The 25,117-nt window shown below is 63.9% G+C and carries 24 protein-coding genes and 1 tRNA gene; 17 read left to right on the top strand and 8 right to left on the bottom strand.

Going from position 1 to position 25,117, the window contains the following annotated elements; all coding sequences use genetic code 11:
* Positions 1–11: 11 nt before the first annotated feature.
* The 3 genes from V6X63_RS08270 to V6X63_RS08260 are packed head-to-tail and all read right to left on the bottom strand — an operon-like array spanning position 12 to position 3,237.
* A complete protein-coding gene (locus V6X63_RS08270; protein ID WP_367966400.1) occupies positions 12–1,043 on the bottom strand; it encodes an ABC transporter permease in 1,032 nt (343 codons plus the stop codon).
* A 23-nt stretch (positions 1,044–1,066) separates the two neighbouring features.
* Positions 1,067–2,578 carry a sugar ABC transporter ATP-binding protein gene (locus tag V6X63_RS08265; RefSeq protein ID WP_367978613.1) on the bottom strand — a complete coding sequence of 504 codons (1,512 nt, stop codon included), beginning with the start codon at positions 2,576–2,578 and terminating at the stop codon, positions 1,067–1,069.
* Positions 2,579–2,580: 2 nt separating this feature from the next.
* Positions 2,581–3,237 (bottom strand): DUF2291 family protein, encoded by a 657-nt coding sequence (locus tag V6X63_RS08260; RefSeq protein WP_367966402.1) that lies wholly within the window; start codon positions 3,235–3,237, stop codon positions 2,581–2,583.
* A 172-nt stretch (positions 3,238–3,409) separates the two neighbouring features.
* Here V6X63_RS08260 and V6X63_RS08255 point away from each other — a divergent pair, with 172 nt between their 5' ends.
* From V6X63_RS08255 to V6X63_RS08240, 4 genes are read left to right on the top strand one after another with little or no spacing between them, the layout of a single operon-like run.
* Positions 3,410–4,975 (top strand): FGGY-family carbohydrate kinase, encoded by a 1,566-nt coding sequence (locus tag V6X63_RS08255; RefSeq protein ID WP_367978612.1) that lies wholly within the window; start codon positions 3,410–3,412, stop codon positions 4,973–4,975.
* 1 nt (position 4,976) lies between these two features.
* The gene (locus V6X63_RS08250) at positions 4,977–6,488 is read left to right on the top strand and encodes a glycerol-3-phosphate dehydrogenase (protein WP_367978611.1); all 1,512 of its coding nucleotides are present in this window, start codon (positions 4,977–4,979) and stop codon (positions 6,486–6,488) included.
* 1 nt (position 6,489) lies between these two features.
* Entirely contained in the window at positions 6,490–7,422 is a 933-nt protein-coding gene (locus tag V6X63_RS08245; RefSeq protein ID WP_367978610.1) for a sugar phosphate isomerase/epimerase family protein, read from the top strand.
* Positions 7,423–7,434: 12 nt separating this feature from the next.
* A complete protein-coding gene (locus tag V6X63_RS08240; protein ID WP_367978609.1) occupies positions 7,435–8,403 on the top strand; it encodes a sugar-binding transcriptional regulator in 969 nt (322 codons plus the stop codon).
* A 12-nt stretch (positions 8,404–8,415) separates the two neighbouring features.
* Here the strand turns inward: V6X63_RS08240 and fsa are convergent, their stop codons facing one another.
* Together fsa and tkt are read right to left on the bottom strand one after the other, a co-directional pair.
* Positions 8,416–9,069 (bottom strand): fructose-6-phosphate aldolase, encoded by a 654-nt coding sequence (fsa, locus tag V6X63_RS08235; protein ID WP_367966407.1) that lies wholly within the window; start codon positions 9,067–9,069, stop codon positions 8,416–8,418.
* 20 nt (positions 9,070–9,089) lie between these two features.
* The gene (gene tkt, locus V6X63_RS08230) at positions 9,090–11,075 is read right to left on the bottom strand and encodes a transketolase (RefSeq protein WP_367978608.1); all 1,986 of its coding nucleotides are present in this window, start codon (positions 11,073–11,075) and stop codon (positions 9,090–9,092) included.
* A 96-nt stretch (positions 11,076–11,171) separates the two neighbouring features.
* On the opposite strand from tkt, the gene V6X63_RS08225 reads away from it, so the two are divergent.
* Both V6X63_RS08225 and derI read left to right on the top strand, forming a co-directional pair.
* Positions 11,172–11,966 carry a triose-phosphate isomerase gene (locus tag V6X63_RS08225; RefSeq protein WP_367978607.1) on the top strand — a complete coding sequence of 265 codons (795 nt, stop codon included), beginning with the start codon at positions 11,172–11,174 and terminating at the stop codon, positions 11,964–11,966.
* Positions 11,967–11,995: 29 nt separating this feature from the next.
* Complete coding sequence (gene derI, locus V6X63_RS08220) at positions 11,996–12,454, top strand: D-erythrulose-4-phosphate isomerase (protein WP_367966410.1); 459 nt, start codon at positions 11,996–11,998, stop codon at positions 12,452–12,454.
* Between the two features lie 22 nt (positions 12,455–12,476).
* Here the strand turns inward: derI and V6X63_RS08215 are convergent, their stop codons facing one another.
* Together V6X63_RS08215 and V6X63_RS08210 are read right to left on the bottom strand one after the other, a co-directional pair.
* On the bottom strand, positions 12,477–12,833 hold the full coding sequence (locus V6X63_RS08215; RefSeq protein WP_367978606.1) for a histidine triad nucleotide-binding protein: 357 nt from the start codon (positions 12,831–12,833) through the stop codon (positions 12,477–12,479).
* The gene (locus V6X63_RS08210) at positions 12,830–13,336 is read right to left on the bottom strand and encodes a hypothetical protein (protein WP_367966412.1); all 507 of its coding nucleotides are present in this window, start codon (positions 13,334–13,336) and stop codon (positions 12,830–12,832) included. Before V6X63_RS08210 ends, V6X63_RS08215 begins: the two co-directional genes overlap by 4 nt.
* Positions 13,337–13,446: 110 nt before the next feature.
* Here V6X63_RS08210 and V6X63_RS08205 point away from each other — a divergent pair, with 110 nt between their 5' ends.
* From V6X63_RS08205 to V6X63_RS08190, 4 genes are all read left to right on the top strand, one after another.
* Positions 13,447–14,109 (top strand): peroxiredoxin, encoded by a 663-nt coding sequence (locus V6X63_RS08205; RefSeq protein WP_367978605.1) that lies wholly within the window; start codon positions 13,447–13,449, stop codon positions 14,107–14,109.
* A gap of 134 nt (positions 14,110–14,243) precedes the next feature.
* The gene (locus V6X63_RS08200; protein ID WP_367966414.1) at positions 14,244–14,576 is read left to right on the top strand and encodes a DUF1820 family protein; all 333 of its coding nucleotides are present in this window, start codon (positions 14,244–14,246) and stop codon (positions 14,574–14,576) included.
* A 36-nt stretch (positions 14,577–14,612) separates the two neighbouring features.
* Positions 14,613–14,703 (top strand) — tRNA-Ser (locus V6X63_RS08195).
* Positions 14,704–15,338: 635 nt separating this feature from the next.
* Entirely contained in the window at positions 15,339–15,884 is a 546-nt protein-coding gene (locus V6X63_RS08190) for a GNAT family N-acetyltransferase (protein ID WP_367966415.1), read from the top strand.
* A 36-nt stretch (positions 15,885–15,920) separates the two neighbouring features.
* Here the strand turns inward: V6X63_RS08190 and V6X63_RS08185 are convergent, their stop codons facing one another.
* A complete protein-coding gene (locus V6X63_RS08185) occupies positions 15,921–16,622 on the bottom strand; it encodes a fumarylacetoacetate hydrolase family protein (protein WP_367978604.1) in 702 nt (233 codons plus the stop codon).
* Positions 16,623–16,909: 287 nt separating this feature from the next.
* Between V6X63_RS08185 and katG the strand changes: the two genes are divergently transcribed.
* The 7 genes from katG to V6X63_RS08150 all read left to right on the top strand — a co-directional run bounded on the left by katG (position 16,910) and on the right by V6X63_RS08150 (position 25,089).
* The gene (gene katG, locus V6X63_RS08180) at positions 16,910–19,087 is read left to right on the top strand and encodes a catalase/peroxidase HPI (protein ID WP_367978603.1); all 2,178 of its coding nucleotides are present in this window, start codon (positions 16,910–16,912) and stop codon (positions 19,085–19,087) included.
* A gap of 216 nt (positions 19,088–19,303) precedes the next feature.
* Positions 19,304–20,035, top strand: a complete 732-nt coding sequence (locus V6X63_RS08175; protein ID WP_367978602.1) for a YrhK family protein — start codon at positions 19,304–19,306, stop codon at positions 20,033–20,035.
* Positions 20,032–20,229, top strand: a complete 198-nt coding sequence (locus tag V6X63_RS08170; RefSeq protein ID WP_367978601.1) for a hypothetical protein — start codon at positions 20,032–20,034, stop codon at positions 20,227–20,229. The genes V6X63_RS08175 and V6X63_RS08170 overlap by 4 nt, the downstream gene beginning before the upstream one ends.
* Before the next feature lie 30 nt (positions 20,230–20,259).
* Positions 20,260–21,393 carry an HlyD family efflux transporter periplasmic adaptor subunit gene (locus tag V6X63_RS08165; RefSeq protein WP_367978600.1) on the top strand — a complete coding sequence of 378 codons (1,134 nt, stop codon included), beginning with the start codon at positions 20,260–20,262 and terminating at the stop codon, positions 21,391–21,393.
* Positions 21,390–23,339 carry an FUSC family protein gene (locus V6X63_RS08160; RefSeq protein ID WP_367978599.1) on the top strand — a complete coding sequence of 650 codons (1,950 nt, stop codon included), beginning with the start codon at positions 21,390–21,392 and terminating at the stop codon, positions 23,337–23,339. Before V6X63_RS08165 ends, V6X63_RS08160 begins: the two co-directional genes overlap by 4 nt.
* Positions 23,285–24,742, top strand: coding sequence for a TolC family protein (locus V6X63_RS08155; protein WP_367978598.1), 1,458 nt, complete (start codon positions 23,285–23,287; stop codon positions 24,740–24,742). Before V6X63_RS08160 ends, V6X63_RS08155 begins: the two co-directional genes overlap by 55 nt.
* The gene (locus V6X63_RS08150; RefSeq protein WP_367978597.1) at positions 24,739–25,089 is read left to right on the top strand and encodes a carboxymuconolactone decarboxylase family protein; all 351 of its coding nucleotides are present in this window, start codon (positions 24,739–24,741) and stop codon (positions 25,087–25,089) included. The genes V6X63_RS08155 and V6X63_RS08150 overlap by 4 nt, the downstream gene beginning before the upstream one ends.
* Positions 25,090–25,117 lie beyond the last annotated feature (28 nt).

The raw sequence follows: 25,117 nt of genomic DNA, 5'->3' as shown, positions 1-25,117 counted from the left end.
TCGCGCGGCCGTCAGGTCTTCCTGCGGCCGCCGTATTCCAGTGAATTGAGCAGGACGGCGAGCACGATGACGGCGCCGGTGAAGACCTGCTGCCAGTATTCCGAGACGCCGATGATGACCAGCCCGTCGGCGAGAAAGCCGATCACGAAGGCGCCCAGCAGGGTGCCGCGCACCGTGCCACGTCCCCCGGCCAGTGCCGCGCCGCCGATGACCACGCCGGCGATGGCGGTCAGTTCATAGGTGAATCCGGCGGTGGGGCCGGCCGAGGTCAGCTGAGAGCTGAGCACGATCCCGGCGATGGCTGCACACATGCCCGAGAAGACGTACACGCTGATGGTGACACGCCGGGTGGGGACACCCGAGAGCTCGGCAGCGCGGTAGTTGCCGCCGGTGGCATAAAGCCAGCGCCCAAATGCGGTCCGCGATAGCAGCAGGGCGGCGACCAGGCTGACCAGGGCCAGGATGATCACGCCGATCGGAACGCCCGCGATGCGGTTGAAACCGAGCCAGTCAAAGCCGGTATTGCCCAGTTCGGCGCTGCCGCCGAGGTTGTTGAAGGTCAGGCCGTTGGTCATCAGGAGCGCCACGCCCCGCGCTACATAGAGCATGCCCAGCGTGGCGACGAAAGCGGGCACCTTGAAGATGGCCACGAGCACCCCATTGATGGCACCGATGAACGCACCGAATGCGATCGTGAGGACGGCGACGGCCCAGACCGGCGGATACAGGATGACCCCGGCGGACTCGATCTCCACGCCCTGCATGAGGAAACCGGCGAAGACACCGGAGACGGCGAGGACCGAGCCCACCGACAGATCGATGCCGCCGGTGAGTATCACCATGAGCATCCCCACGCTCAGCAGGCCGAAGATGGCGACATGCGAGGACATCGTCAGGAAATTGCTGACCGTGAAGTAATGCGGTGACAGCAGAGAGAAGACCACGATGATGGTGATCAGGGCGAAGAACGCCCTGCCCTCAAGGAGTATGCGTCCGGGGTTGAATCGCTGCCAGGCCGAAGGTTGAGCAGTGTTTTCGGTCATGGTCTGGGTGGTCTCCATGGCGTTTACGCGATCACGGCTTCGCCCGAGGCGGCCATGATTTCCTCCTTGGTGATGTCGTTGCTGAACTCCGCGGCAATCCGTCCGCGGTTCATGACGATGATCCGGTGGGCGATGGCGATGCATTCCTCGACCTCGGATGTCGAGTAGATCACCGCGAGTCCATCCTCGGCGTGCTGGGCGAGCAGCCGGAAGACCTCTCCCTTGGCGCCCACATCGATGCCCCGACTGGGTTCGTCGAGGAGCATGACCGAGGGCGAGGTGGCGAGCATCTTGCCGATGACGACCTTCTGCTGGTTGCCGCCCGAGAGCGAGGTGACCGGTGCATCCGGGCCATCCGTCTTGACGGTGACCTCCTTGATGGCCCGGTCGACGATTCCCCGCTCCAGACGGTCCGAGACGAATGCCCGGCGGCAGAAATCCAGGATCGAGGCGAGCGAGAGATTCTCCCCGACGCTCATGGTCTGTACCAGACCATCACGCTGACGGTCCTCTGGAACCAGCACCAGGCCATTGTCTATCCGCTCGGGGATGGTCATGTCACTGATGTCCTCACCCCGCATCAGGATCTGTCCATGCTCGGGGGGAACACGGCCTGCCAGGCACTCGAGCAGTTCGCTGCGACCGGCGCCCATCAGGCCGTAGATGCAGACGATCTCTCCTGGCCGGACGCTCAGGTTGAGGTCATTGACCGCCTTGCCGCCGGCCGCCTCCATACGGATGCTCAGGTCCCGGATCTCGAGAACGGGGTCGGCATCGGGGTTCAGCGGCGGCGGGGTTCCCAGATCGAAGTGGCTGCCGACCATCTTCTGCACGATCCAGGGCAGGTCGATCTCGTCGCGTGGCGCGCTGGCCACCATGTCGCCATCGCGCAGCACCACGGCCTGGTCGGTGACCTGGAGCGCTTCCTCGAGATGGTGGGAGATATAGACGATGGACACGCCGCGCGATTTCAGCTCACGGATCACGCCGAACAGGACCTCGACCTCCGAGGCGGAAAGCGCGGATGTGGGCTCATCCATAATCAGGATGCGTGAATTCACGGACAGCGCCCGGGCGATTTCAACGATCTGCTGCTGGCCCAGGCGGAGCGAGTCGACGGGCGCGAGCGGATCGATGGCTTCCTCAAGGTCTTCCATCAGCGCCCGCGTCTGACGGGTTTCCTCGGCGTAATCCACACCGCCCGTCCCGGGAATCTCCCGCCCGAGGAAGATGTTGTCCCGCACGCTGAGGTTCGGCGCGAGACTGAGTTCCTGGTGAATGATGGAGACGCCGTGACGGGACGCGTCCGTGGTGGACTCGAATTCCACGGGTTGGCCGTCAAGCAGTATCTCGCCTGCGGTTGGCTGAATGACACCGGAGAGGATTTTCATCAGCGTCGACTTGCCCGCGCCGTTTTCTCCGAACAGTGTCGTGACCTGACCTGCATGGACGTCGAAATTCACGCCCTTGAGGGCCTGCACGCCGCCAAAGGATTTTGCGATATGGCGGGCGGCCAGTACGACATTGTCGCCCATGCTCAGCGGACCTCCAGGGCAACGGGGGTGACGAACCAGTTATTCGGGTTGATCAGCTTGAAAACCCCCGTGACCTCGATCTGCCGCCCCGGGAGCGTCTCGCGGTCAAGTCCCTGCAGCACGTCCGCTTTCATCGCGTTGTTGATGCCAGAGCCCGCGTCCTGATACTCGATCTGGTTGGTGAACTGGCCGAAGCTGATGGTGCCGGTGGCGTCGCGCAGGTCCGTGCCATTGATTGCCGGGCCGGTCTGCACGCGAATGGTGCGATCGCTTGGGATGCCGTCGACAGACACATTGAACACGCCGCTGCTGCCGTCGCCCACGGTTCCGGTGAAGCGGACGGGAATCACCGCGCCGATGCCCGCGCTCACGCCATATTCATCGGCGGCGGCGCGTTGATCGGCGTCGATGGCCTCACTGAGGACGGGGGCGGGGACGGCATTGCCGACTACATAGTCCCGGATGCGTGGAAATTGCTCCTCACCGAAGGCTGCCGGCGAGAATTCGGCTTCGCGCTGATCCGCCTCCGATCCAATCGATACCACAGTGGTGTCCAGGCCAAGTGCGACGCCAAACACCGCCACCGCCAGTGCCGACAATAATACTGTGCGGCGGGGTTTACGCCGTACGGACGGGGTCTCGGCGGTCACGGACGCCATGCTTCTCTCCTCCTGCCTCTACCGCGGACCTGACGGTCTCTATGCGATAAACATAGATTTAAACTGTGATATCTCACACAGGCTGTCAAGCGTTATCTCGCCTCCCTGCGTCCCCCGTCTCCGGTTCAGGTCGGTTGACACCGCAAGGCCTGGGTGAAATAAATTACATAATATGAAAAAACATTCAACGGATAATTTGATCATCGGTATCGATGCCGGCACCTCGGTGATCAAGGCGGTGGCGTTCACGCTCGACGGCCGTCAGGTAGCGGTCGCCTCGAGGCATAACCGCTATACCACCGCAGATGACGGCCGGGCCGAACAGCCGCTCGCGCAGACCTGGGCCGACACCGCCGATGCGCTGCGGGCCCTCGGCGATGAAGTGGAGGGGCTGGCTTCCCGGACGGCTGCGGTCGCCGTCACCGGTCAGGGCGATGGCACGTGGCTGATGGGGCCGAAGGGCGAGCCGGTCGGGGATGCCTGGCTGTGGCTGGATGCCCGGGCCGCCGCCACCACCGCCGCGCTTGCTCGGTCAGATGCCGATCGGGCGCGCTTTGATGCGACCGGAACGGGGCTGAATACCTGCCAGCAGGGCGCGCAGATGGCCCATATGGACCGCCATTGCCCGGAGCGGCTCAACCAGGCCGACGTGGCGTTCCACTGCAAGGACTGGCTCTATTTCAATCTCACCGGTGTCGTCGCGACGGACCCCTCCGAGGCGAGCTTCACATTCGGCGACTTCCGCACCCGCGCCTATGACGGCACGGTACTCGAGGCCCTCGGGCTCAGCCATCGAAGAGGGTTGCTGCCCCCCATCATCGAGGGGACTGAACAGACCCATCCGCTGAGCGAGTCGGCCGCGGCAGCCACCGGGCTTCGGGCCGGGACGCCGATCTGCCTCGGCTACGTCGACATGGTGATGAGTGCGATGGGCGCTGGCGTGCACACCGGGGAGGCCGGTACGGCCTGTTCGGCCATCGGGTCGACCGGCGTGCATCTGCGTAGCCGTGCGGACCGGGATGTGCGGCTCAACGCCGAGCGCACCGGTTATGTCATCTGTCTGCCCATGCCGGGACAGGTCACGCAGGTGCAGACCAACATGGCGGCGACGCTGAACATCGACTGGATACTCAGCGTCATGGCGGAGATGCTGACCGAGTTCGGCCAGCCGGTAACGGGTCGCGACCTCGTCCCTCGTCTTGACGCCTGGCTTCGCGACACGACACCGGCGGATCTCCTCTACCACCCCTACATATCCGAGGCAGGCGAACGCGGTCCATTCGTCGAGGCCCGGGCCCGTGCCGGGTTCATCGGTCTGTCGACACGCCATGGCTTCAAGGAAATGCTCCGCGCGGTCGTCGATGGCATGGCGTTGGCTGCCGCCGACTGCTACGCCGTCATGGGTGATCCACCGAAGGAACTGCGGCTCAGCGGTGGAGCGGTCCGATCCCCCGCGCTGCGGGCGACGCTGGCCGCTGCTGTTGGCTCGCCGGTACGGGTCTGCAGCCGCGACGAGGCCGGAGCCGCCGGCTGCGCGATGATGGCGGCGGTGGCCATCGGCGCCTACCCCGATATGGAAGCGTGCATCGCCGATTGGGTGGTGCCACTGTTCGGCGAGCGGGACTCCCCGGACCCGGCCATCGCCGATCGCTATCAGTCATTGCTGCCCGCCTACCAGCAGGCCAGGCAGGATCTTCTGCCCGTCTGGGCCAGTCTTGCCGACAGAAAGGGAGTTTGAGATGTCCAACCTACCTACCGTGGATCTTTTCGTGATCGGGGGCGGCATCAACGGTGCCGGCATGGCGCGGGATGCCGCGGGTCGAGGGCTCAGTGTCGTACTCTGCGAAAAGGACGACCTCGCCGAGGGCACCTCCTCGCGCTCCGGCAAGCTCGTGCATGGCGGCCTGCGATACCTCGAATACTACGAATTCCGGCTGGTCAGGGAGGCACTGATCGAGCGGGAGGTGCTGATGAACGCGGCGCCCCATATCATCTGGCCACTGCGTTTCGTGCTGCCGCACTCGCCACAGGATCGCCCCGCCTGGCTGGTCCGGCTCGGGCTTTTCCTTTATGACCATCTTGGCGGGCGCAAGCGGTTGCCCGGCACGAGGACGCTGGATCTGCGCCGGGATCCCGAGGGCGCGGCGATACAGGATCGCTACAAGCGCGGCTTCGAGTACTCCGACTGCTGGGTGGATGACGCCCGTCTGGTGGTGCTCAACGCCCGCGATGCCGCCGAGCACGGCGCGACGGTGCTCACTCGCAGCCCCTGCACCGCGGCGCGTCGCGAAGGGGGCTGCTGGCATATCGAGACCACGGACTCGCTGACCGGCGAGAAGCGCGAATTCCGGGCCCGGGCGCTGGTCAATACGGCCGGGCCCTGGGTGACCGATGTCATCACTCGCGTTGCCAATGCCCACTCCAGCCGCAATGTCCGCCTCGTCAAGGGCTCTCACATCATCGTCCCGAAGTTCTGGGAAGGTACCAATGCCTATCTGGTGCAGAACCATGACAGGCGCGTCATCTTCATCAACCCCTACGAGGGCGACAAGGCGTTGATCGGCACCACCGACATTCCCTGGGAGGGTCGTGCTGAGGATGTGGTCGCCGATGAGGAGGAGATCGAATACCTGATCGCCGCGGTCAACCGATATTTCAAGGAGCAACTGCGGCGCGAGGACGTGCTCGAGACCTTTTCCGGCGTCCGGGCCCTGTTCGATGATGGCCAGGGCAACCCCTCGGCGGTGACCCGTGACTACGTCTTTGATCTGGACGAGGCGGAGGGCGCCCCACTTCTCAACGTCTTCGGTGGCAAGATCACCACCTTCCGTGAACTCGCGGAGCGGGGCATCCGGCAGATCCGGCATCATTTCCCGAACATGGGCGATGACTGGACCGATCGCGCGCCCCTGCCGGGCGGGGATATGCCGGATGCGGACTATGAGGCGTTCATGCAGTCGGTCAAGGCCCGGTATCCGTGGATGTCGCCCGAACTCCGGCAGCATTATGGCCGGCTGTACGGCACCCGCGTGACATCCATCGTCGGGGATGCCAGCTCCCCTGCTGATCTCGGCCGCCATTTCGGCGGCGTTTTCTATGAGGCGGAGGCCCGCTATCTCACGGAGAACGAGTGGGCGCGGACGCCTGAGGATATTCTCTGGCGACGGACCAAGCATGGCCTGCATCTGGATGCGGCGCAGCGTGAGGCGTTTGCGGCCTGGTTCCGTGATCGGGCGCGGAAGGCGGCCTGAGATGGCGCTATCCCTGTCCCTGAACACCAATCCGCTGGTCAATCGCTTTGCCGAGCCGGATGACCTGATTGAGACGGTGGCCACACGGCTCCGCATCCGGGATCTACAGCTCACCCACGAATTCATCAACCCGAGCTGGCCTGCGAGCACCCTCCGGCGGCTGACGCGCGATATGAATCGCGTGTTGGCACGAACCGGAGTCAGGATCACGTCGGGGATGACCGGGCCCTACGGGCGTCTCAACCACTTCGGACACCCGGATCCCGAGGTCCGGGCCTACTATGTCGAGTGGTTCAAGACCTTCGCTGATGTGATCGCGGATCTGGGCGGGCGATCCATCGGCACTCAGTTCGCCATTTTCACCTACCACGACTTTGACGACCCGGTACGGCGCGAGGGGATGATCGAGACGGTGCTGGAGTGCTGGTCGCAGGTCGCGGCACATGCTCGCGCGGCGGGACTCGACTCGATCTTCTGGGAGCCGATGAGTATCGGCCGTGAGTTCGGGGAGACCATTCCCTCGAGCCTCGCCCTGCAGCAGCGGATCACCGATGCGGATCTGCCCCTGCCGATGTGGATGATGGCCGATATCGATCACGGCGATGTCACAAGCGACGACTCCGATGACTACGATCCCTATGCGTGGGCGAGGGCAGTCCCGCCAGTCTCTCCGATTATCCATATCAAGCAGAGCCTCATGGACAAGGGCGGTCACCGGCCCTTTACCGCGCAGTACAATGCGTGCGGCCGAATACAGCCCCGAGCTTTGCTTGAGGCACTCCGTGAGGGCGGTGCAGAGGATAACGAGATCTGTCTGGAACTCAGCTTCAAGGAGCGCGAGCCCGACGATCGACAGGTGGTGGCGGGTATCGCCGAGAGTGTGGCCTTCTGGGCCCCGCATATCGACACCGGGGTGGCGGATCTCGCGGATTAGGGAGGATCGGACGTGGGCCGGGCAGGTAACGGGAATGGAATCGACGAGCGCAGCCTGGCGCTGCGCGCTGCGTGGCTGCACTATGCAGGCGGTCTTACGCAGGCGGCCGTGGCGCGCAAGCTCAGCCTGCCATCGGTCAAGACCCATCGGCTCATCGCCCGCGCCGTCGCGGAGGGCGCCGTCAAGCTGCGCATCGACGGGGATATCGTCGAGTGCCTGGAGATGGAGGCCGAGCTCTCCGAGCGCTACGGGCTGCGGGTCTGTGAGGTCGCTCCGGATCTTGCCGAGCCCGGGCTGCCGCTCCGTGCACTGGGGATTGCCGGGGCGAGCTATCTCGGACGCTTGATTGATCAGTCAAGCGCTGACCCCATTGGTCTGGGGCATGGCCGGACGCTGGCTGCGGCGGTGGCCGAATTGCCCCAACGCACGGCGGAGGACACGCGGTTTGTGTCGTTGCTGGGTGGATTGACCCGCAATTTCGCCGCCAATCCCCATGATGTCATGCACCGGATTGCCGAGCGGACCGATTCTCCGGCCCATGTGATGCCGGTGCCTTTCTGCGCCAACAGCGCGGAGGATAAAGCGGTGCTGCTTGCCCAGCGCGGCGTGCATGAGGTCTTCGAGATGGCGCAGTCGGCGCCGGTCAAGCTGGTCGGGCTGGGTACCGTGGATGCGGAGGCACAGCTTGTTCGGGCCGGCATGATCGACGAATCGGAGCTGGCCGGCATCGTTGAGTCGGGCGCCGTCGGCGAACTGCTTGGCCACTTCTTTGATGCCACCGGTCACCTGGTGGCGACGCCCCTTGATGGACGCACTCTGACCGTTTCCCTGCTGGATACCCGTGATCACGATCTCGTCGCGATCGCTGGAGGAATCGAGAAGGTGGAGAGCATCTCCGCCGTGCTGGCGAGCGGCAAGCTCACCGGGCTGATCGTCGACGAGGCGACGGCACGGCGCGTTCTGCGTCGTCCCGTCGCCTGAGTCATGCCGCCTTCAGCGGATCGACTGACCCGTGGCCTGCCAGTCGCGCACGAACTGATCCAGTCCCTTGTCGGTGAGGACATGGCTGGCCAGCCCGCGTATGACCGCCGGCGGGATGGTGGCGACATCAGCACCGGCAATGGCCGCCTCCTTGACGTGGTTGCCGTTGCGAATGGACGCGGCGAGGATCTCGGTGTCGAAACCGTAGTTGTCATAAATCACCCGGATCTCGCGGATCAGTTCCATGCCTTCGAGGTTGATATCGTCGAGCCGGCCCAGGAACGGGGAGATATAGCTCGCCCCCGCCTTTGCGGCGAGCAGCGCCTGATTGGCGGAGAAGCACAGTGTGACGTTGGTGCGGATGCCGTCGGCGCGCATCCGGCGGCATGCCTTGAGGCCATCCAGCGTCAGCGGCAGCTTGACCACGACATTGTCGGCGATGTCCGCGAGGATGCGTCCCTCTGCCATCATGCCGTCGAAATCCATCGCGGCGACCTCGGCGGATACCGGGCCATCGACGATCTGGCAGATTTCGCCAACCACTTCCTTGAAGTCGCGCCCGGATTTCGCCACCAGCGACGGATTGGTGGTGACGCCATCAAGCAGCCCGTATTCATTCAACTCGCGGATGTCGTCGGCGATTGCGGTATCAACAAAAAATTTCATGAATGCTCTCTCCCTTTTGATCAGAGGCCGAGGCGCGTGCGCGCGCGCTCGGCGATGGCTGCGGCGGTGATGCCAAAGTGACCGTATAGTGCCGGACCCGGGCCCGAGGCGCCAAAACCGGTCATGCCGATGACATCGTCTTCGGTTTCAACATAGCGGGTCCAGCCGAACTTGCCGGCCGCCTCCACGGCCAGTCGGGGTGCATCACCCAGCACCGCCGACCGGTAATCCGCCGGCTGTGCCTCGAAATGCTCCCAGCAGGGCATGGAGATCACCCTCACGCCGAGGCCATGTTCTGCGTTAAGGGTGTCCGCCGCCTCCACGGCGAGCGCCACCTCAGTGCCAGTGGCCAACAAGGTGAGGTCATCCCCGCTGCCATAGCGACGCAGTATGTAGGCGCCGCGCTCACAGAGATTCATGCCGTTCTCCCCCTGCCGAAGCTGAGGCGTGGCCTGGCGGGAGAGGGCGAGGAGCGAGGGCGCATGACGGTGACGAATGGCCAGTTCCCAGCACTCCAGCGTCTCCATGGCATCGGCGGGACGATAGACATTGAGGCCGGGGATGGCCCGCAGCGCGGCGAGATGCTCCACTGGCTGATGAGTCGGGCCGTCCTCGCCCAGCCCGATGGAGTCGTGGGTCATGACGAAAATGGTGCCCAGCCTCATCAGCGCCGCCAGCCGGATGGCATTGCGGGCATAGTCCGAGAAGACCAGGAAGGTGCCGCCATAGGGAATGATTCCGCCATGATTGCCCATGCCGTTCATGGCCGCTGCCATGGCGAATTCCCTTACGCCGTAGCCGATGTATCGCCCGGGTGATTCGCGTGTGAACAGCGGTTCAACCGCGGGTACCCGCGTGAGGTTGGACCCGGTGAGATCGGCGGAGCCACCCACGAGTTCGGGCAGGCTGTCGGCCAGCGCGTCCAGTGCCATCTGGCTCGCCTTGCGGGTGGCGACTGTCTGTGGCGCAGCCAGCAGCGCGTCGCGGGCGGCCTGGACTGCCTGAGTGAAAGCTGCCGGGAGTTCGCCTGCCATGCAGCGCTGGAATTCCCGGCGCTGCTCCGCCGGGGCTGCATCGATGCGGGTCTGCCATGCCGCTCGGGCCCCGGCCCCGCGGGCGCCGATGGCCTGCCAGGCTGCCGCCAGCGCATCGGGAATCGTAAATGGCTCGGCCTCCCAGCCCAGAGCTTGCTTGGCAGCCGCCGCCTCATCGGAACCGAGCGGTGCGCCATGGGCGGCCGCAGTACCCGCTTTGGTCGGGGCACCGAATCCGATCGTTGTTTTCATGGCGACCATCGAGGGCTGATCGGTATTGGCCCTGGCGGCCGTGATCGCTGCATCCAGCGCCTCCGGATCGTGTCCGTCGCACTCGGCGACATGCCACCCGCAGGCGGCAAACCGGGCCGGCACGTCTTCCGAGAATGAAACCCGCGTATCGCCATCGATGGTGATGCCGTTGTCATCATATAGAACGATCAGTTTCCCGAGGCCGAGATGCCCGGCCAGCGAGAGTGCCTCCTGGCCGATGCCCTCCTGCAGGCAGCCATCACCCACCAGGACATAGGTGTGATGATCCACCATCGACTCGCCGAACCGGGCACGCAGCATCCTCTCCGCCAGGGCCATGCCGACGGCGGCCGCGAAGCCCTGGCCCAGAGGTCCTGTCGTGGTCTCGACCCCCGGCAGGTGGCCGAACTCCGGGTGTCCCGCTGCGGGAGAGCCGATCTGTCGGAAGTTGCGCAGGGTCTCGAGCGTTACGTTCTCGACGCCGACCAGATGGAGCAGCGCATAAAGCAGCATGGAGGCGTGTCCGTTGGAGAGGACAAGCCGGTCACGATCGGCCCACTCGGGAGCGGTGGCATCGAACTTGAGATGGTTGCGGGCCAGCACCGTCACCGCGTCGGCCATGCCCATAGGCGCGCCGGGATGACCTGACCGGGCGGCCTCTACCGCGTCGATCGCCAGCGCGCGAATGCAGTTGGCGAGTGAAGCATGATCGGTGGACATGTCGGTTCTTGTCTCCTCGGTAGACGGATGAGGCCTTAATTTATCAACTCTCTATGTTATAAAAAAGCCGAGGCGTGTTATAAAGCACGCATTGCGATGATTGGCCAACCAGGGAGAGGCGATTGGATGGCAAACGGGTCGCTTTGGATCGGGACCAGCTGGAAGATGAACAAGACCCGCGATGAAGCGCGGCAATGGGCATCTGCCATGACCACCGTGGCTTTCTCCGAACGGCTGCAGCCTTTCGTGATACCGCCTTTCACGAGTATTGCGCCGGTCGCCGAAGCACTGGCCGGCAGCCGCCTGCTTGTCGGCGCGCAGAACATGCACTGGGCGGAAGCCGGTGCCTGGACTGGCGAGATATCGGCGGCAATGATCCGGGATTGCGGCGCAACAATGGTCGAGCTCGGTCATTCGGAGCGTCGGGCCAACTTCGGGGAAACCGATGAGACGGTCGCCCTCAAAGTGGCCACGGCACTGCGTCATGGTCTGACTCCGCTGATCTGCATCGGTGAGACGGCGGCGGAGAAAGCGGACGGCCGAGCCGACGAGGTGCTCGATCATCAGGTCCGCATGGCGCTGAGTAGCGTCCCGGCCGATTATCGCCAATCGACCGTTCTGCTTGCCTATGAGCCCGTGTGGTCGATCGGGGAGGGGGGCACGCCCGCGACGGCAGCCTATGCCGGCGAGCGGCATGCCGCGATCGCTCGGGTCGCGCAGGAGACACTCGGGCGTCCGGTCCCTTGTCTCTATGGCGGTTCGGTCAACGCCGGCAACTGCCGCGATTACGTGGATCAGCCGGGAATCGATGGATTGTTCATCGGCCGTTCCGCCTGGCAGGCGGATGGCTATCTGAAGATCGTCGGCCTGTGTGCCGACGCATGCGCCTGATTCATTCCCATCCAGCAGGAGGAGATGCCATGAAGATTGCCGTTGCCGGAGACAGTGCCGGAGAAGGGCTGGCCGAGGTGCTCGCTGAACACCTGTCGAAGACCCACGACGTGGAGAATGTCTCCCGGACCGATCAGGGGCCGGACGCGTTCTATGCAATGCTCTCCGACCGGGTGGCCTCTGCGGTGCTCGACGGGTCCTATGACCGGGCCATACTGGTCTGCGGTACAGGCATCGGTGTGTGCCTCTCAGCGAACAAGGTGCCGGGCATCCGCGCCGCGCAGTGCCACGATACCTACTCGGCGGAGCGCGCCGCGCTGTCGAACAATGCGCAGATCATTACGCTGGGTTCGCGCGTCGTGGGGCCGGAGCTGGCCAAGTCGATCGTTGATGCGTTCCTGGCCTGCGAGTTTGATCCCGAGGGCCGCTCGGCAGGCAACGTCGCGGCGATCAACGAGGTGGACGCCAAGTACCACGCCGGCGCCTAGACCGGCGGGTCGCCTCGTCGGCTCAGTTGCCGGGCCAGGGAGGCCAGCCCATGCTGCGCCCGCCCATCAGGTGCAGGTGGATATGCCAGACGGTCTGGCCGGCGTCGGTCCCGCAGTTGAAGATGCTGCGGTAGCCGCCTTCGGCAATGCCGAGATCCCGGGCGAGCTTGCGGGCCGTCAGGTGCATATGGCCGAGCAGCTCGGCATCCTCGGGGGCGATCTCCAGCATGCTGGAGATGTGCTTGCGCGGGATGATGAGGACATGCATGGGTGCCTGCGGGTGAATGTCGCGGAACGCGACGACATGCTCATCCTCATGGACGATCTCCGCGTTCATCCGCCCGGCGGCGATTTCACAGAAAATGCATGGCTTGTTCATGACGACGAGCCTAAGTCTGAATTCCGGGGCTGCGCAAGCCCCGCCTCGTCGACGCGGTCGCGCAGTGAGGCGGCGAGTTCCCTCGCCTGTTCGTTGTCGGATGCGTCGACGGCTGTCAGCCCCTCGCGGGTCAGGAATGTATCCGACCAGTGATCGCCGCCCGCTGCGAAGGTGGCGAAATCGCCCCACCAGAGCAGCTGATAATGCCCATCCGTGACGGCATTGTGGGCAATCCGGCTCGCCTCTTCGAGTCCATGCACATCAACCCGGGTGAGGACCGGCTCCAGCTCGGCCTTGATGGCGATCAGCGCCGGGCCGCGAAGCCCCCAGCGCTGCGGCTCCATCCGCCGAAGCCATTGCGATATCTCCGGCATGTTGCGGAACCACTGGAGGATGATCCGTCCGCCGCTGGACGTCGCGCAGCCCACCTGGAAGCGTCGGGGGTCGCGACGTTGCGTAAGCAGATCGACGTCGGTGAAGTTCTGGCCTTCCCAAGCGTGCATTCTATACCGCCAAGTTATATCGAGATGCGCTTTTAATCTTTTGATGTGCCGCTCATACCGACTATCGTGCCTTTCCGCGGAACGAACAAACAACCTGCAGGAGGCCATTGATGGGACTGCGCATAGGTAGCATCGCACCGGATTTCACGGCCCGGACCACGGAGGGCGAGATCCGCTTTCATGACTGGATAGGCGACCATTGGGCCATCCTGTTCTCGCACCCGAAGGATTTTACGCCGGTGTGCACCACCGAGCTGGGCTATATGGCCCAGCTCAAGCCTGAGTTCGATCGTCGCGGGACACGAGTCATCGGGCTGTCGGTGGATCCGGTGGAAAATCATGCCACCTGGGCGAAAGACATCGAGGAGACACAGGGCACCGCACCCAATTACCCCATGATCGGCGATACGGACCTCGAGGTGGCCAAGCTCTACGATATGCTGCCGGAGGATGAGGGTGACAGCTGCGAAGGCCGGACGGCCATGGACAACGCCACCGTGCGGGCCGTGTACGTTATCGGGCCTGACAAGCGTATCAAGGCCATGCTTGTCTATCCGATGACCAGCGGCCGGGATTTCAATGAGATCCTCCGGCTGCTCGATTCTCTTCAGTTGAATGCACGGCATACCGTGGCGACGCCTGTGAACTGGCGGGACGGTGATGACATAATCATTCCGCCGGCGGTGACCGACGAGCAGGCGCGGGAGAAATTCCCGGAAGGTTGGCAGACGCTCAAGCCATATCTGCGCGTCGCGAAGCAGCCTGTGGACTGAGCCGCGGTAGGCGGGCCGGCCGGGTTCGATGCCGGGGATGAGCGTCCGGGGGGCTGCCTCCGGGCGGCCACCTGAATCCGGCAGGTCGTGTTAGACTAGAACGCTTTTCCGCAGCAACGACCGGCAGGGCGGGCATGGCGTCTGCAGAGCGAATCTACCGCGTTATCTTCCACAATCAGGGCAAGGTCTACGAGATCTACGCCCGCAACATCTCCGATGGTGGACTGCTCGGTTTCGTCGAAATCGAGGAGCTGACTTTCGGCGAGCGGACGCAGGTCGTGGTTGATCCGGCCGAAGAGAAGCTCAAGAGCGAGTTTGCTGGCGTGAAGCGCACCTATGTACCGATGCATGCGGTGATTCGCGTCGATGAGGTCGAGAAGGAAGGCCAGGCCAGGATCTCCGATTCCGATGGTAATGTCACCCCGTTCCCGATGCCGGTGTACGGCCCCGGCAAGGGTAGCGATTGATCGCCGCAGGGCAGTGAATTAAGCTGCACGCTTTCTGGAGAGGTGTCCGAGCGGTCGAAGGAGCGCGCCTGGAAAGCGCGTGTACGGTAACCCCGTACCGAGGGTTCGAATCCCTCCCTCTCCGCCAGATACAAAAGGGCCCCCGTCGGGGGCTTTTTTGTATCTGACAGTGGCCGGGGTTTGAACCCTCGGTACAGACAGTGAGCGGGTTCGACCAATCGCCGGTGGCGATTGGGACGCCGAGCTTGAGCGAGGCGCCCGAAGGGTGAGGCCCGAAGGATGAGGGCCGAATCAATCCCTCCCTCTCCGCCAGATACAAAAGGGCCCCCGTCGGGGGCTTTTTTGTATCTGACAGTGGCCGGGGTTTGAACCCTCGGTACAGACAGTGAGCGGGTTCGACCAATCGCCGATGGCGATTGGGACGCCGAGCTTGAGCGAGGCGCCCGAAGGGTGAGGCCCGAAGGATGAGGGCCGAATCAATCCACACTGCTTTCCTGCACTGCTGTAGGTTCTCTGGGCGGCTTGTTGACGTTCGACGTAATAGCGCCGCACACATTACGTCTCGCGTCAGTCAGCAGACGCTCTGCATCCTCTGGAAAAAATATAATAAGAATCTCCTAACCATCGGACTAATCGAGGATTAAATTCTCGCCTTCTGTTGGCTTCCCCGGTTTCCTGGCATGGTTCACTGGGGCGGAAGACTAACGTGCTGTGTAATATGGTGTTGCCCTTTACGTCCATCATCAGCATAGCGTGTCAAGCATGTATAAAAGCACGCAGATCTCCGGTCGCGAGCGAGCGCTTGCTGACTTGTTCCGGCGCACGTTCACCGATTCGGAAGGAGAAGCCGAAGGACGGCTGATCGGCGACCTGGTCAGGCAGTTGCTGGATACAACGGCATCGGAAGAACTGCGTCTGTTCACCATTGATCAGACGCATGAATCGGCGCCACTCGCCGCCGCAATCTTCACGCGTCTGGTCTATTCGGAGGATGCGCGGGTCGTATTTCTGCTCTCGCCGGTTGCCGTCCGCACGGATCATCAGGGGCAGGGCATCGGAAAGGACCTGCTGTCTGATGCCTTACGGACGCTCAAGGCGGAGGGCGTCGACGTCGTGGTCACCTATGGCGATCCCGCCTTCTACGGACAGCTGGGGTTCAGACCCGTCTCGACGTTCACCTTGCCGGCGCCCTTCGACCTCAGCCAGCCCATGGGCTGGCTGGCGGTCGCACTGGATGGCAAGCCTATCCATCCGCTCGCTGGTGCGGTGCACTGCGTCGAGGCCATGAATCGTCCGGACGTCTGGTAATCGCCGTAGCGACAGACCGATCGCATAGGCAATAATTCACTCTGGCTGGCCAACGGTCAGGTGAACAGGTGTCAGCCCCTCAATTTCGCCGACAATCTCGTCTCCCGGGCGCACTGGTCCCACGCCAGCCGGTGTCCCGGTCATGATCAGGTCGCCTGGTGCCAGGTGGTAATAATGCGAGAGATCGGAGATCAGCTCGTCAACGCCCCAGGCGAGATCACTCAGCCGACCAGCCTGTCTGGGCTCCCCGTTAACGGTCAGTCGAATACGCTGGCTGGCGGGAACACCGAACCGGTCCGCCGGCGTTATGTCTGCAATAACGGCGGAGTGCTCAACATCTTTCGCGGTATCCCAAGGCCGCTGTTTCTCGCGGGCAGCCAGTTGCAGATCGCGACGTGTCATATCCAGGCCGCAGCCATACCCGTAAATCGCGCCCCTGGACTGAGCGGGTGCTATACGGAAGGCTTCGGCACCGATGGCTACGACCAACTCCACCTCGTGGTGATAGTTCGATGTGGCGGGCGGATACGGCAGTGTCTGACCGCTTTCGGCAAACGCAAGCGCCGATTTGGTGAAATAAAAGGGAGCCTCTCGGTCGACCTCCGCCCCCATCTCGGCCGCGTGAGCGGCATAGTTGCGTCCTACACAAAATATGCGATGTACGGCGTATTTCACGCTCTCGCCTGTGATAGTAAGGGTTGGCCATTGCCGGATGGGGAAAGCGGTGGTTGTTGACATCACTTTGTCTCCAGGCGTCTTTAGTCTGTTCACACAGCTCGGCTCGCGGGAGTATGCCGTTGCCGGTGAGCGACAGCGACCTTTAGCGACCGGACCATCGAGTCCAGTCATTGATGCAGGCTACGGCTAACGCGACCTTCAATACATCGAGCCTATAGAATTCATTGGCAGCAACAAATTCCATTTCTGGCTGTGTTTGTTATAACTGCAGCCTGAGCGGGGATACCGCGAGGCGGGCACCCCGTCAGCCCGAACAAGCAAAGCAATCGTACGAGTGGAGACAGACCATGGCAGCAGCTGATATGGACAAGGCCGGAAAATGCCCGGTGATGCATGGTGGGGCGACCACCGAGGGCAGTGACAACATGGAGTGGTGGCCGAATGCCCTGAATCTGGACATCCTCCACCAGCATGACACCAAGACCAACCCGATGGGCGAGAGCTTCAACTACCGCGAGGAGGTGAAGAAGCTCGACTACCAGGCGCTGTGGAACGACATGCGCGCGCTGATGAAAGACAGCCAGTCCTGGTGGCCGGCGGACTGGGGCCATTACGGCGGGCTGATGATCCGCATGGCGTGGCACGCCGCGGGCTCCTACCGGACGGCCGATGGCCGTGGCGGCGGCGGCACCGGCAACCAGCGCTTCGCGCCGCTCAACTCCTGGCCGGACAACACCAACCTCGACAAGGCCCGTCGCCTGCTCTGGCCGCTGAAGAAGAAGTACGGCAACCAGGTCAGCTGGGCCGATCTGATCATCCTCGCCGGCACGGTGGCCTACGAGTCCATGGGCCTCAAGGTGTTTGGCTTCGGCTATGGCCGTGAGGACATCTGGCATCCCGAAAAGGACGTCTACTGGGGCTCCGAGAAGGAATGGCTGGCGCCGAGTGAGGAGCGCTACGAAGATGTCGAAAACCCCGAGACCATGGAGAACCCGCTGGCCGCGGTGCAGATGGGGCTGATCTACGTGAACCCGGAGGGCGTCAACGGCAACCCCGACCCGCTCAAGACCGCCGAGCAGGTCCGCGTGACGTTCGAGCGAATGGCGATGAACGACGAGGAGACTGTTGCGCTCACCGCCGGCGGCCACACGGTCGGTAAATGCCATGGCAACGGGGATGCCGAACTCCTTGGTCCCGATCCGGAGGCAGCGGACATCGAGGAACAGGGCCTTGGCTGGAACAACCACACCACCCGGGGCGTGGGTCGTGACACGGTCACCAGTGGCATCGAAGGCGCCTGGACCACCAACCCGATCGAGTGGGACAACGGCTATTTCTATCTGCTGCTCAACTACGACTGGGAGCTCAAGAAGAGCCCGGCGGGTGCCTGGCAGTGGGAGCCGGTGGACATCAAGGAAGAGGACAAGCCGGTCGACGTCGAGGACCCATCGATCCGCCTCAACCCGATCATGACCGACGCCGACATGGCCATGAAGATGGATCCGGCCTACCGCAAGATCTCGGAGCGGTTCTATAACGATCCGGCTTATTTCGACGACGTGTTCGCACGGGCCTGGTTCAAGCTCACGCACCGCGACATGGGCCCCAAGGCACGCTACATCGGCCCGCACGTTCCGGATGAAGACCTCATCTGGCAGGATCCGGTGCCGGCGGGCAGCACCGACTACGACGTCGATGCGGTCAAGGCAAAGATTGCCGACAGCGGCCTGACCATTGACGAGATGGTTTCCACCGCCTGGGACAGCGCCCGCACCTTCCGCGGCTCGGACATGCGCGGCGGCGCCAATGGCGCCCGCATCCGTCTGGCACCGCAGAAGGACTGGGAGGGCAACGAGCCCGAGCGGCTGCAGAAGGTGCTAGGCGTGCTTGAGCCGATCGCGAAGGAGACGGGCGCAAGCCTGGCCGACGTGATTGTGCTGGCGGGCAATGTGGGTGTTGAGCAGGCGGCGAAGGCGGCCGGCGTCGACATCAGCGTGCCGTTCGCCCCCGGCCGCGGTGATGCCACCGAGGAGCAGACCGACGCGGCCTCCTTCGATGTTCTGGAACCGGAGGCCGATGGCTTCCGTAACTGGATGAAGAAGGACTATGTCGTCAGCGCCGAGGAGCTCATGCTCGACCGCGCTCAGCTGATGGGGCTCACGGCGCCGGAGATGACAGTGCTGGTTGGCGGCATGCGCATGATGGGCACTAACCATGGCGGCACCCGGCATGGAGTGTTCACCGATCGTGTCGGGGCGCTCACCAACGACTTTTTCGTCAACCTCTGCGATATGGGCAACACCTGGAAGCCCACCGGTAGCAACAGCTACGAGGTGCGCGACCGGCAGACGGACGAGCTCAAGTGGACGGCAACCCGGGCTGACCTGGTCTTCGGTTCCAACTCCATTCTGCGCTCGTACGCCGAGGTCTATGCCCAGGACGACAACCAGGAGAAGTTCGTCAACGACTTCGTCAACGCCTGGACCAAGGTGATGAACAACGACCGCTTCGATCTCGAAGCGTAAGTTCTCGTCTCCTCACCTCAGCGGCCCCGTCGCGTTTTACGCGCGACGGGGCTTTTTTATGGTTCTCCGCCAATTCGTGGCGCGATGGCTGATCGTCTGACAGCGGTTCCGGCTCGGCGGTTGCGGCTTTTCATGGCAAGATTACGCTGCAGAATTCCGGAGTGGCCCCAGGAGGGAGGGGGGCATTCCGACATTAGCTTTCAGGAGTCGATCCCAATGCCTCATCTTTTCGTCAATCGCAGCCGGGCGTATGACCTGCTGGAGTCCTCCGAGAAGGCTGGCAAGACCTTTGTCTGGGAGAGCGTGAATGCGATTCTCTATATTTTTGGCGGCATTGCGTTCGTCCTCGGGAGTATCTTCTTCTTCCCGGAGCTGGCCGCAGAGATCAACGTCGGGGTCTGGGCGTTTTTCATTGGCTCGGTGCTCTATCTCATCGTGACGGGGCATGACCTGATGGAAGTGATTCGCTATCACCATCATTCTGACCAGGGGCGTCGTCTCGAGCTGGTTGCTGCCAGCGGATACCTGATCGGCACGATGCTTTTCCTCGTCGGCAGCGTGTTCTTTTTCACCTTTGTCAATTTAATTGTTGCCGGGGCCTGGTGTTTCATCATCGGCAGCGTGCTGTTCACGGCCGCGCCGTTCGTGAATGTGCTTCAGGTTCACCATTTCAGCAAACATGCCCTGCAGCTCTATACGCTCACCGGCATCAGTTTTGTCGCTGGCGCGGTACTGTTCACCACCGCGTCCATTCCCTACCTGTGGGATGTCGGTGACTCGCCACTGGGAACGGAACTGTTCAATTTCCTCGGCGGCCAGTACCTCGTCGGTAGTGTGCTGTTCCTCGCGGGCGGACTGCTGAACTATCGACGTGCGTGGGTCCGGGTCGGCGAGTTCCGCCGGCAGCGGGCGGGCGGTGATGATGCCGCCACGGAGCAGGTGTCTTGATCCCGCTGTTCGGTACGCTGTTCCCGGGCTGGATCCTCGTGGTCGCCGGCGCAGCGGTGCTGACCATCGGGCTGACGGCGGCACTGCGCCTTGTCGGGCTCAGTCGGGCGATCCCGCTCAAGCCGGTGTTCAACCTTGCGCTTTTTCTGCTGGTTACGTTCATTCTCTGGGAGTTTCTCTATGGCAGTCGTTGATCGATGCGGGCCGCGTCTGCGGATGCTGCGATGACGGATCGCGAGGACATGCGTCGAATGGTTGCCGGCCGGAAGGGCGAAGGCCGGGAGAGGCCGGGCCGCTTCCGTCGTATCGTGGGCATCGCCCTGCTGGTTGTCGTCGTTGTCGCCGCCGGCGTGATGGGTGAGCGGGTTGTCCGGACCCTCGATACCAGCCCTAGAACCAGCGACGCCCAGATTGGCGCGGAAACCACCCTCATGAGTGCGCCCGTGGCGGGCCAGGTCCGTGCATTGCATGTCAAGGAGAATCAGCGGGTCAGTGAGGGGGACATCCTGTTTCGCATCGATCCGGTGCCCTATCGTCTTGCGCTGAGGCAGGCGGAGGCCAACCTCGCCGCGATCAGTGCCGAACTCGCCGAGGCACGCCGCCGGGCGGAGGCGGAGCTCGCCAATGCCGGTGGCGCCATGGAGGAGATCCAGCGGGCTGAGGATGATCTTGCCCTCGCCGAGCGCACGGTGGAAAGGCTCGCTCCGCTTGCCGAGGAGGGGGTCGTGTCGCAGCAGATGTACGACGAGGCGATGACGGCGCGTGATAATGCCCGCACCTCACTAAGCCAGGCGCGACAGGCCGCCGAGGCCAGCGTCGATCTGGTGGAGACCACCGAGGCGCTGGAGGCGGAGCGCGATGCGGCGAGGGCCGCCGTCGAGCTTGCCCAGTGGGAGCTTGACAGGACAACCGTAGTGGCGCCGTTCGATGGACTGGTCGCCGGTCTGACGGCGTCCACTGGTCAGTACCTCCTACCCGGTGAGTCGATCTTCACCCTGATCGACGACCATTCCTGGCATGCCATCGCCCTTGTCCGCGAGACCGATCTGGCGGGGATCAGCACTGGCGATCCCGCCGAGGTGACCGTCGCCATCAACCCCGGTTCGCCAGTCGAGGGCGAGGTCGAGAGCATTGGCCGAGGAATCCAGCCGAAGGACGATGTCGACCTCGCCGGGCAACTCCCCTACGTCGAGGCGACCCTCGACTGGGTGCAGGTGGCGCGGCGGTTTCCGGTGCGGGTACGGCTGAGCGATCCGCCGGATCAACTACAGCACCTGGGCGCCTCGGCGCGGGTGGTGTTTTCCCCGGCGGATCCGCCCACTTCTGACGGAAACAACGCCGCTGGAGGCATGCGTTGAGCATCCTGGCCGACCTGGCTCCTCGCCCCGGACGCTTTCGCGACGCGGTTTCCATCGGCGGACTCTGCACAGCGATCGTGGTGGTCTCGATGACCCTCCGGATTCCCGAGGCGGGACTAGCGGCGTATCTCGTGTTTTTCGCCTACCGCCCGGATGCCAACGGCACCATCGCCGTGGCAGTGGTGTTCGTCTTCCTCTCGATCTTCGTGGTCGCCGTGTCCATCCCGATGCTTGGCATGGTGCTCGACAACCCACCTGCGCGCATGGCGCTGGTGGCCGGCATCACGTTTGTCGGCATGTGGCTCGCGAGTGCCACGCCGCTGGGGCCGATCGCCAGCACGCTCGCCTTTCTGCTGACTTTCCTCGTGATCCTGCCGGACGTGGTCAATCTGCCCATCCCCAATGAGGTGGAGCTGCTCACGCATAGCATCGCCTGGGTCGCGCCCATCGTCATCATCGCCATGATCACCATCGGCGTGCTGGCCTACCTGTTCGGCCGCAATGCCATCGGGGTGGTGGAGGATCGCATGGCCGAGCGCCTGTCCGCGGTGAGTGACCGACTGGCCGGGCGGATGGATGCCGCGGCCTTTGCCGAGATCGTCACGGCGGCCCCGGCGAAGGTGGAGGATCTGGAGAAGTTCGCCAAGCTCTCGACCTCAAAGGCCGACTGGAATCGGCTGATGGCGCTCGACCGCGAACTGCTGGAACTCATGCTCGCCGTGGCGGCGTTCGATGAGGCCGAGGCCGACCCGCAGACCCGGACGATGTTGGAAGCGCAACTCGCTGATGTCCAGTCAATGACCCGGGCAAGCATTACGATGGCGACCGAATCCCGGCCACTCGTCGCCGCCACCGCCGAGGATGTCGCTGCCTGCATCCGCAGCGTGGGCCGTATCCTGAACGGCGAACGGCTCCCGGAGGCGCCCGCGACGGCCAAGGAAGGGGGTGGCTTCCGGTCGCTGCTCTTGGAGCCCAGGCACTGGCAGTTCGCCACCAAGGTCACCCTGGCGGTGATGGCCTGTATCTTCCTGTTCACCGGGCTCGACTGGGTCAGCATTCATACCTGCATGATCACGTGCTATTACGTCTCCGAGGCGACCCTCGGCGAGTCGGTCCACAAGATGACGCTGCGCATGGTCGGCTGTCTGATCGGTGCCGCGCTTGCGGCGCTCAGCCTGATCTATCTGATACCGCTGATGAACGATGTGGGTCAGCTCGCCCTGCTGGTCTTCGTGGTGGCCTCCATCGGCGGCTGGATCGGCATGGGCTCGGAGCGTATTGCCTATGCAGGGTTCCAGATCGTTTTGGCGTTCTTCCTTGTTGTCCTGGATGCCCTCGGTGCCTTCGGGCTCAACTTCGGGCCGAGCTACGATTTCGAGCCGGCCACAGGCCGGATTCTCGGTATCCTGTTTGGTTCACTGGCCTGCGCTTTCGCCTTCGTTACGCTCTGGCCGCTGCCCATGCGGGTGGATGTCGCCGACGGCATCGGGCGCACCTTCCGAGCGGTTGCTGCAGGGCTCCGGCGGGAGCCGGCGACAGGACGCGCCGAGATCCTCGCCGGTCTCGGTCGGGCCCGGGATCTGCAGGACTACACCCTGTTCGAGCGCGCCGTGGAGGTGGATTCCATCACGCCGGAGTGGTGCGCAGCCACTGATGAGGCCTTCCGGACACTGGCGATCGCCTCCGTGCTGGAGCGACGCCGGGCACGCCGGGGAGAGACTGACGTGGCCGGCTTGACCGCGCTGGCCGGGGCCTTCGAGCAGGATGCCGACTATTTTGCGCAGGGCCTACTGGCGCCGCGACGGGAGGCCGCGATTGCTGGTGCCACCGACCCTGTGGCCGCCGACCCGCTCGACGCGGCCCTTGTCAAACACCTCCAGGAGATTGCTGGATGCCGAACCGTTCCCTCGCAGGCAGAGTCGCTACAGCCGGCGCTCTCCTCCTGACGCTCGTCGGTTGCGCAAACCACGCTGGCAACCTCGCCCCGGCACAGCCGGAAAGGCAGTGGTCGGTGCCGGCCGAGCTCGCCGGGGCGGTGGACCAGGCGCTGATGCAGCCGGATCCGGGTGCCGTTGGCGTGGATCAGACCAGACGCTATGGTCTCCCCGGCCTGATCGACCTCGCCCAGCGCCTCGACCCCGAGACCCGCCTGGCCTGGGAGCAGGCCAGGGCGGCAGCCTACGCCGTGGATACCGCACGCGCCGATTATTTCCCCCAGATCGGGGCAGCGCTCGTCGCCGGCCGCGGGCGCTCAGACATCACCTATGATCTGCCCGGCATCGGTAGTACCACAGTGGATAACACGGCTACCTCAACGATACCGAGCGTGTTCGTCGAATGGATGCTTTTCGACTTCGGCGAGCGGGAGTCGGCGGTGGCGCTGGCCGAGAAACTGGCCATCTCTGAGAACCTTGGCTTCAACCTGGCGCATCAGCAGACCATGCTGGACGTGAGCCGGGACTATCATGCGCTGCTTTCCGCACGGACCCAGGCCGAGGCCGCCGAGCGGGCACTGGAGAACAGTCGGCGCATTCTGTCATCGGCCGAGGCCCGATTGGCACGTGGGGTCGGCAACGTCGTGGAGGTGGCCCAGGCGGAGCAGGCGCTGGCGCAGTCCCGGCTCGATGCCGTCCGCGCACGGGGGGACGCGAGGTCGGCTTATGCCGGCTTGATGGCCACCGTAGGGCTGCCGGCGGCGCGCGGTGTGGAGGTGTCGACCCGCCCGATGCCGTTGCCGGAGGCGATGCCGGAACGCCTCGATGCGGTGGTTCGCGATGCATTGCGTCACCGGCCGGATATCCTCCAGGCGGTGGTCAACCTGCAGGCGCAGCGGGCCGCTCGCGATGGCGCGGAGGCGGCCTTCCGGCCCAAGGTCGGTCTGGTGGCATCGGCGGCCCGGAACAATGGCGGCCTTGCCATTAATGGCAGCAGCTTTGATATCCCGGCCACCGATACCCTGGCGCTGCTCACCGTCGAAGTCCCGCTGTTTGACGGAGGACTCCGTGAGAGTCGGCGCCGGGCGGCAGAGGCCGAGGTGGCGGGTGCGCAGGCGCAGCTCGCCGCGGTCCGCCGTGCGGCGGAGGCCGAGATCGTGACGGCCTACGAAGGGTTGGCGACGGCGCTTTCGGCCTGGGAGAGCGCCGATGCGCTCGTTGTGGCGGCGCGTCGGACCGCCGATGCGACCATGTCGGCATACCGTCAGGGGGTGGGGAGTCTGCCCGAGGTGCTGGCCGCGCAGAATGGCCTGCTTGACGCGGAGCAGGCCCGTTCTCAGGCCCGGGCAGATGCCCAGATCGCCATGACGGTCTTTGCCTTTGAAACTGGATCTCTCAACCAAGGAGCGAAATGATGTACAAGGACTGGCCCCAGACCGCCCAGGAACTCTCGAAGCTGATGCAGGACTTCGGCAAGGGACATCCTGAGGTGGCCAAGGGCTTCACCCAGCTGTCAAAGGCCGCCGAAAAGGACGGCGTGCTGAGTGCCAAGGACAAGGAGCTGATGGCACTCGCCATCGGTGTGGCGATCCGTTGCGAGGGCTGCATTGCGTTCCACGCGAAAGCGGCTGCCAGTTATGGCGCCACCCGGGACGAGGTGCTGGAGACGCTTGGTGTCTGCCTCTACATGGGAGGTGGGCCGTCGTTCGTCTACGGCTCGCAGGCGCTTGAAGCATTTGATCGCTTCGCCGCCGAATCCTGAGGCGCGATGACATCCGCCCGCAATGAAA

Source organism: Spiribacter onubensis (genome assembly GCF_040838425.1).
Lineage (GTDB): Bacteria > Pseudomonadota > Gammaproteobacteria > Nitrococcales > Nitrococcaceae > Spiribacter > Spiribacter onubensis.
The sequence above is the reverse complement of the archived record's forward strand: the minus strand, read 5'-3'. Positions and strand labels throughout refer to the sequence as shown.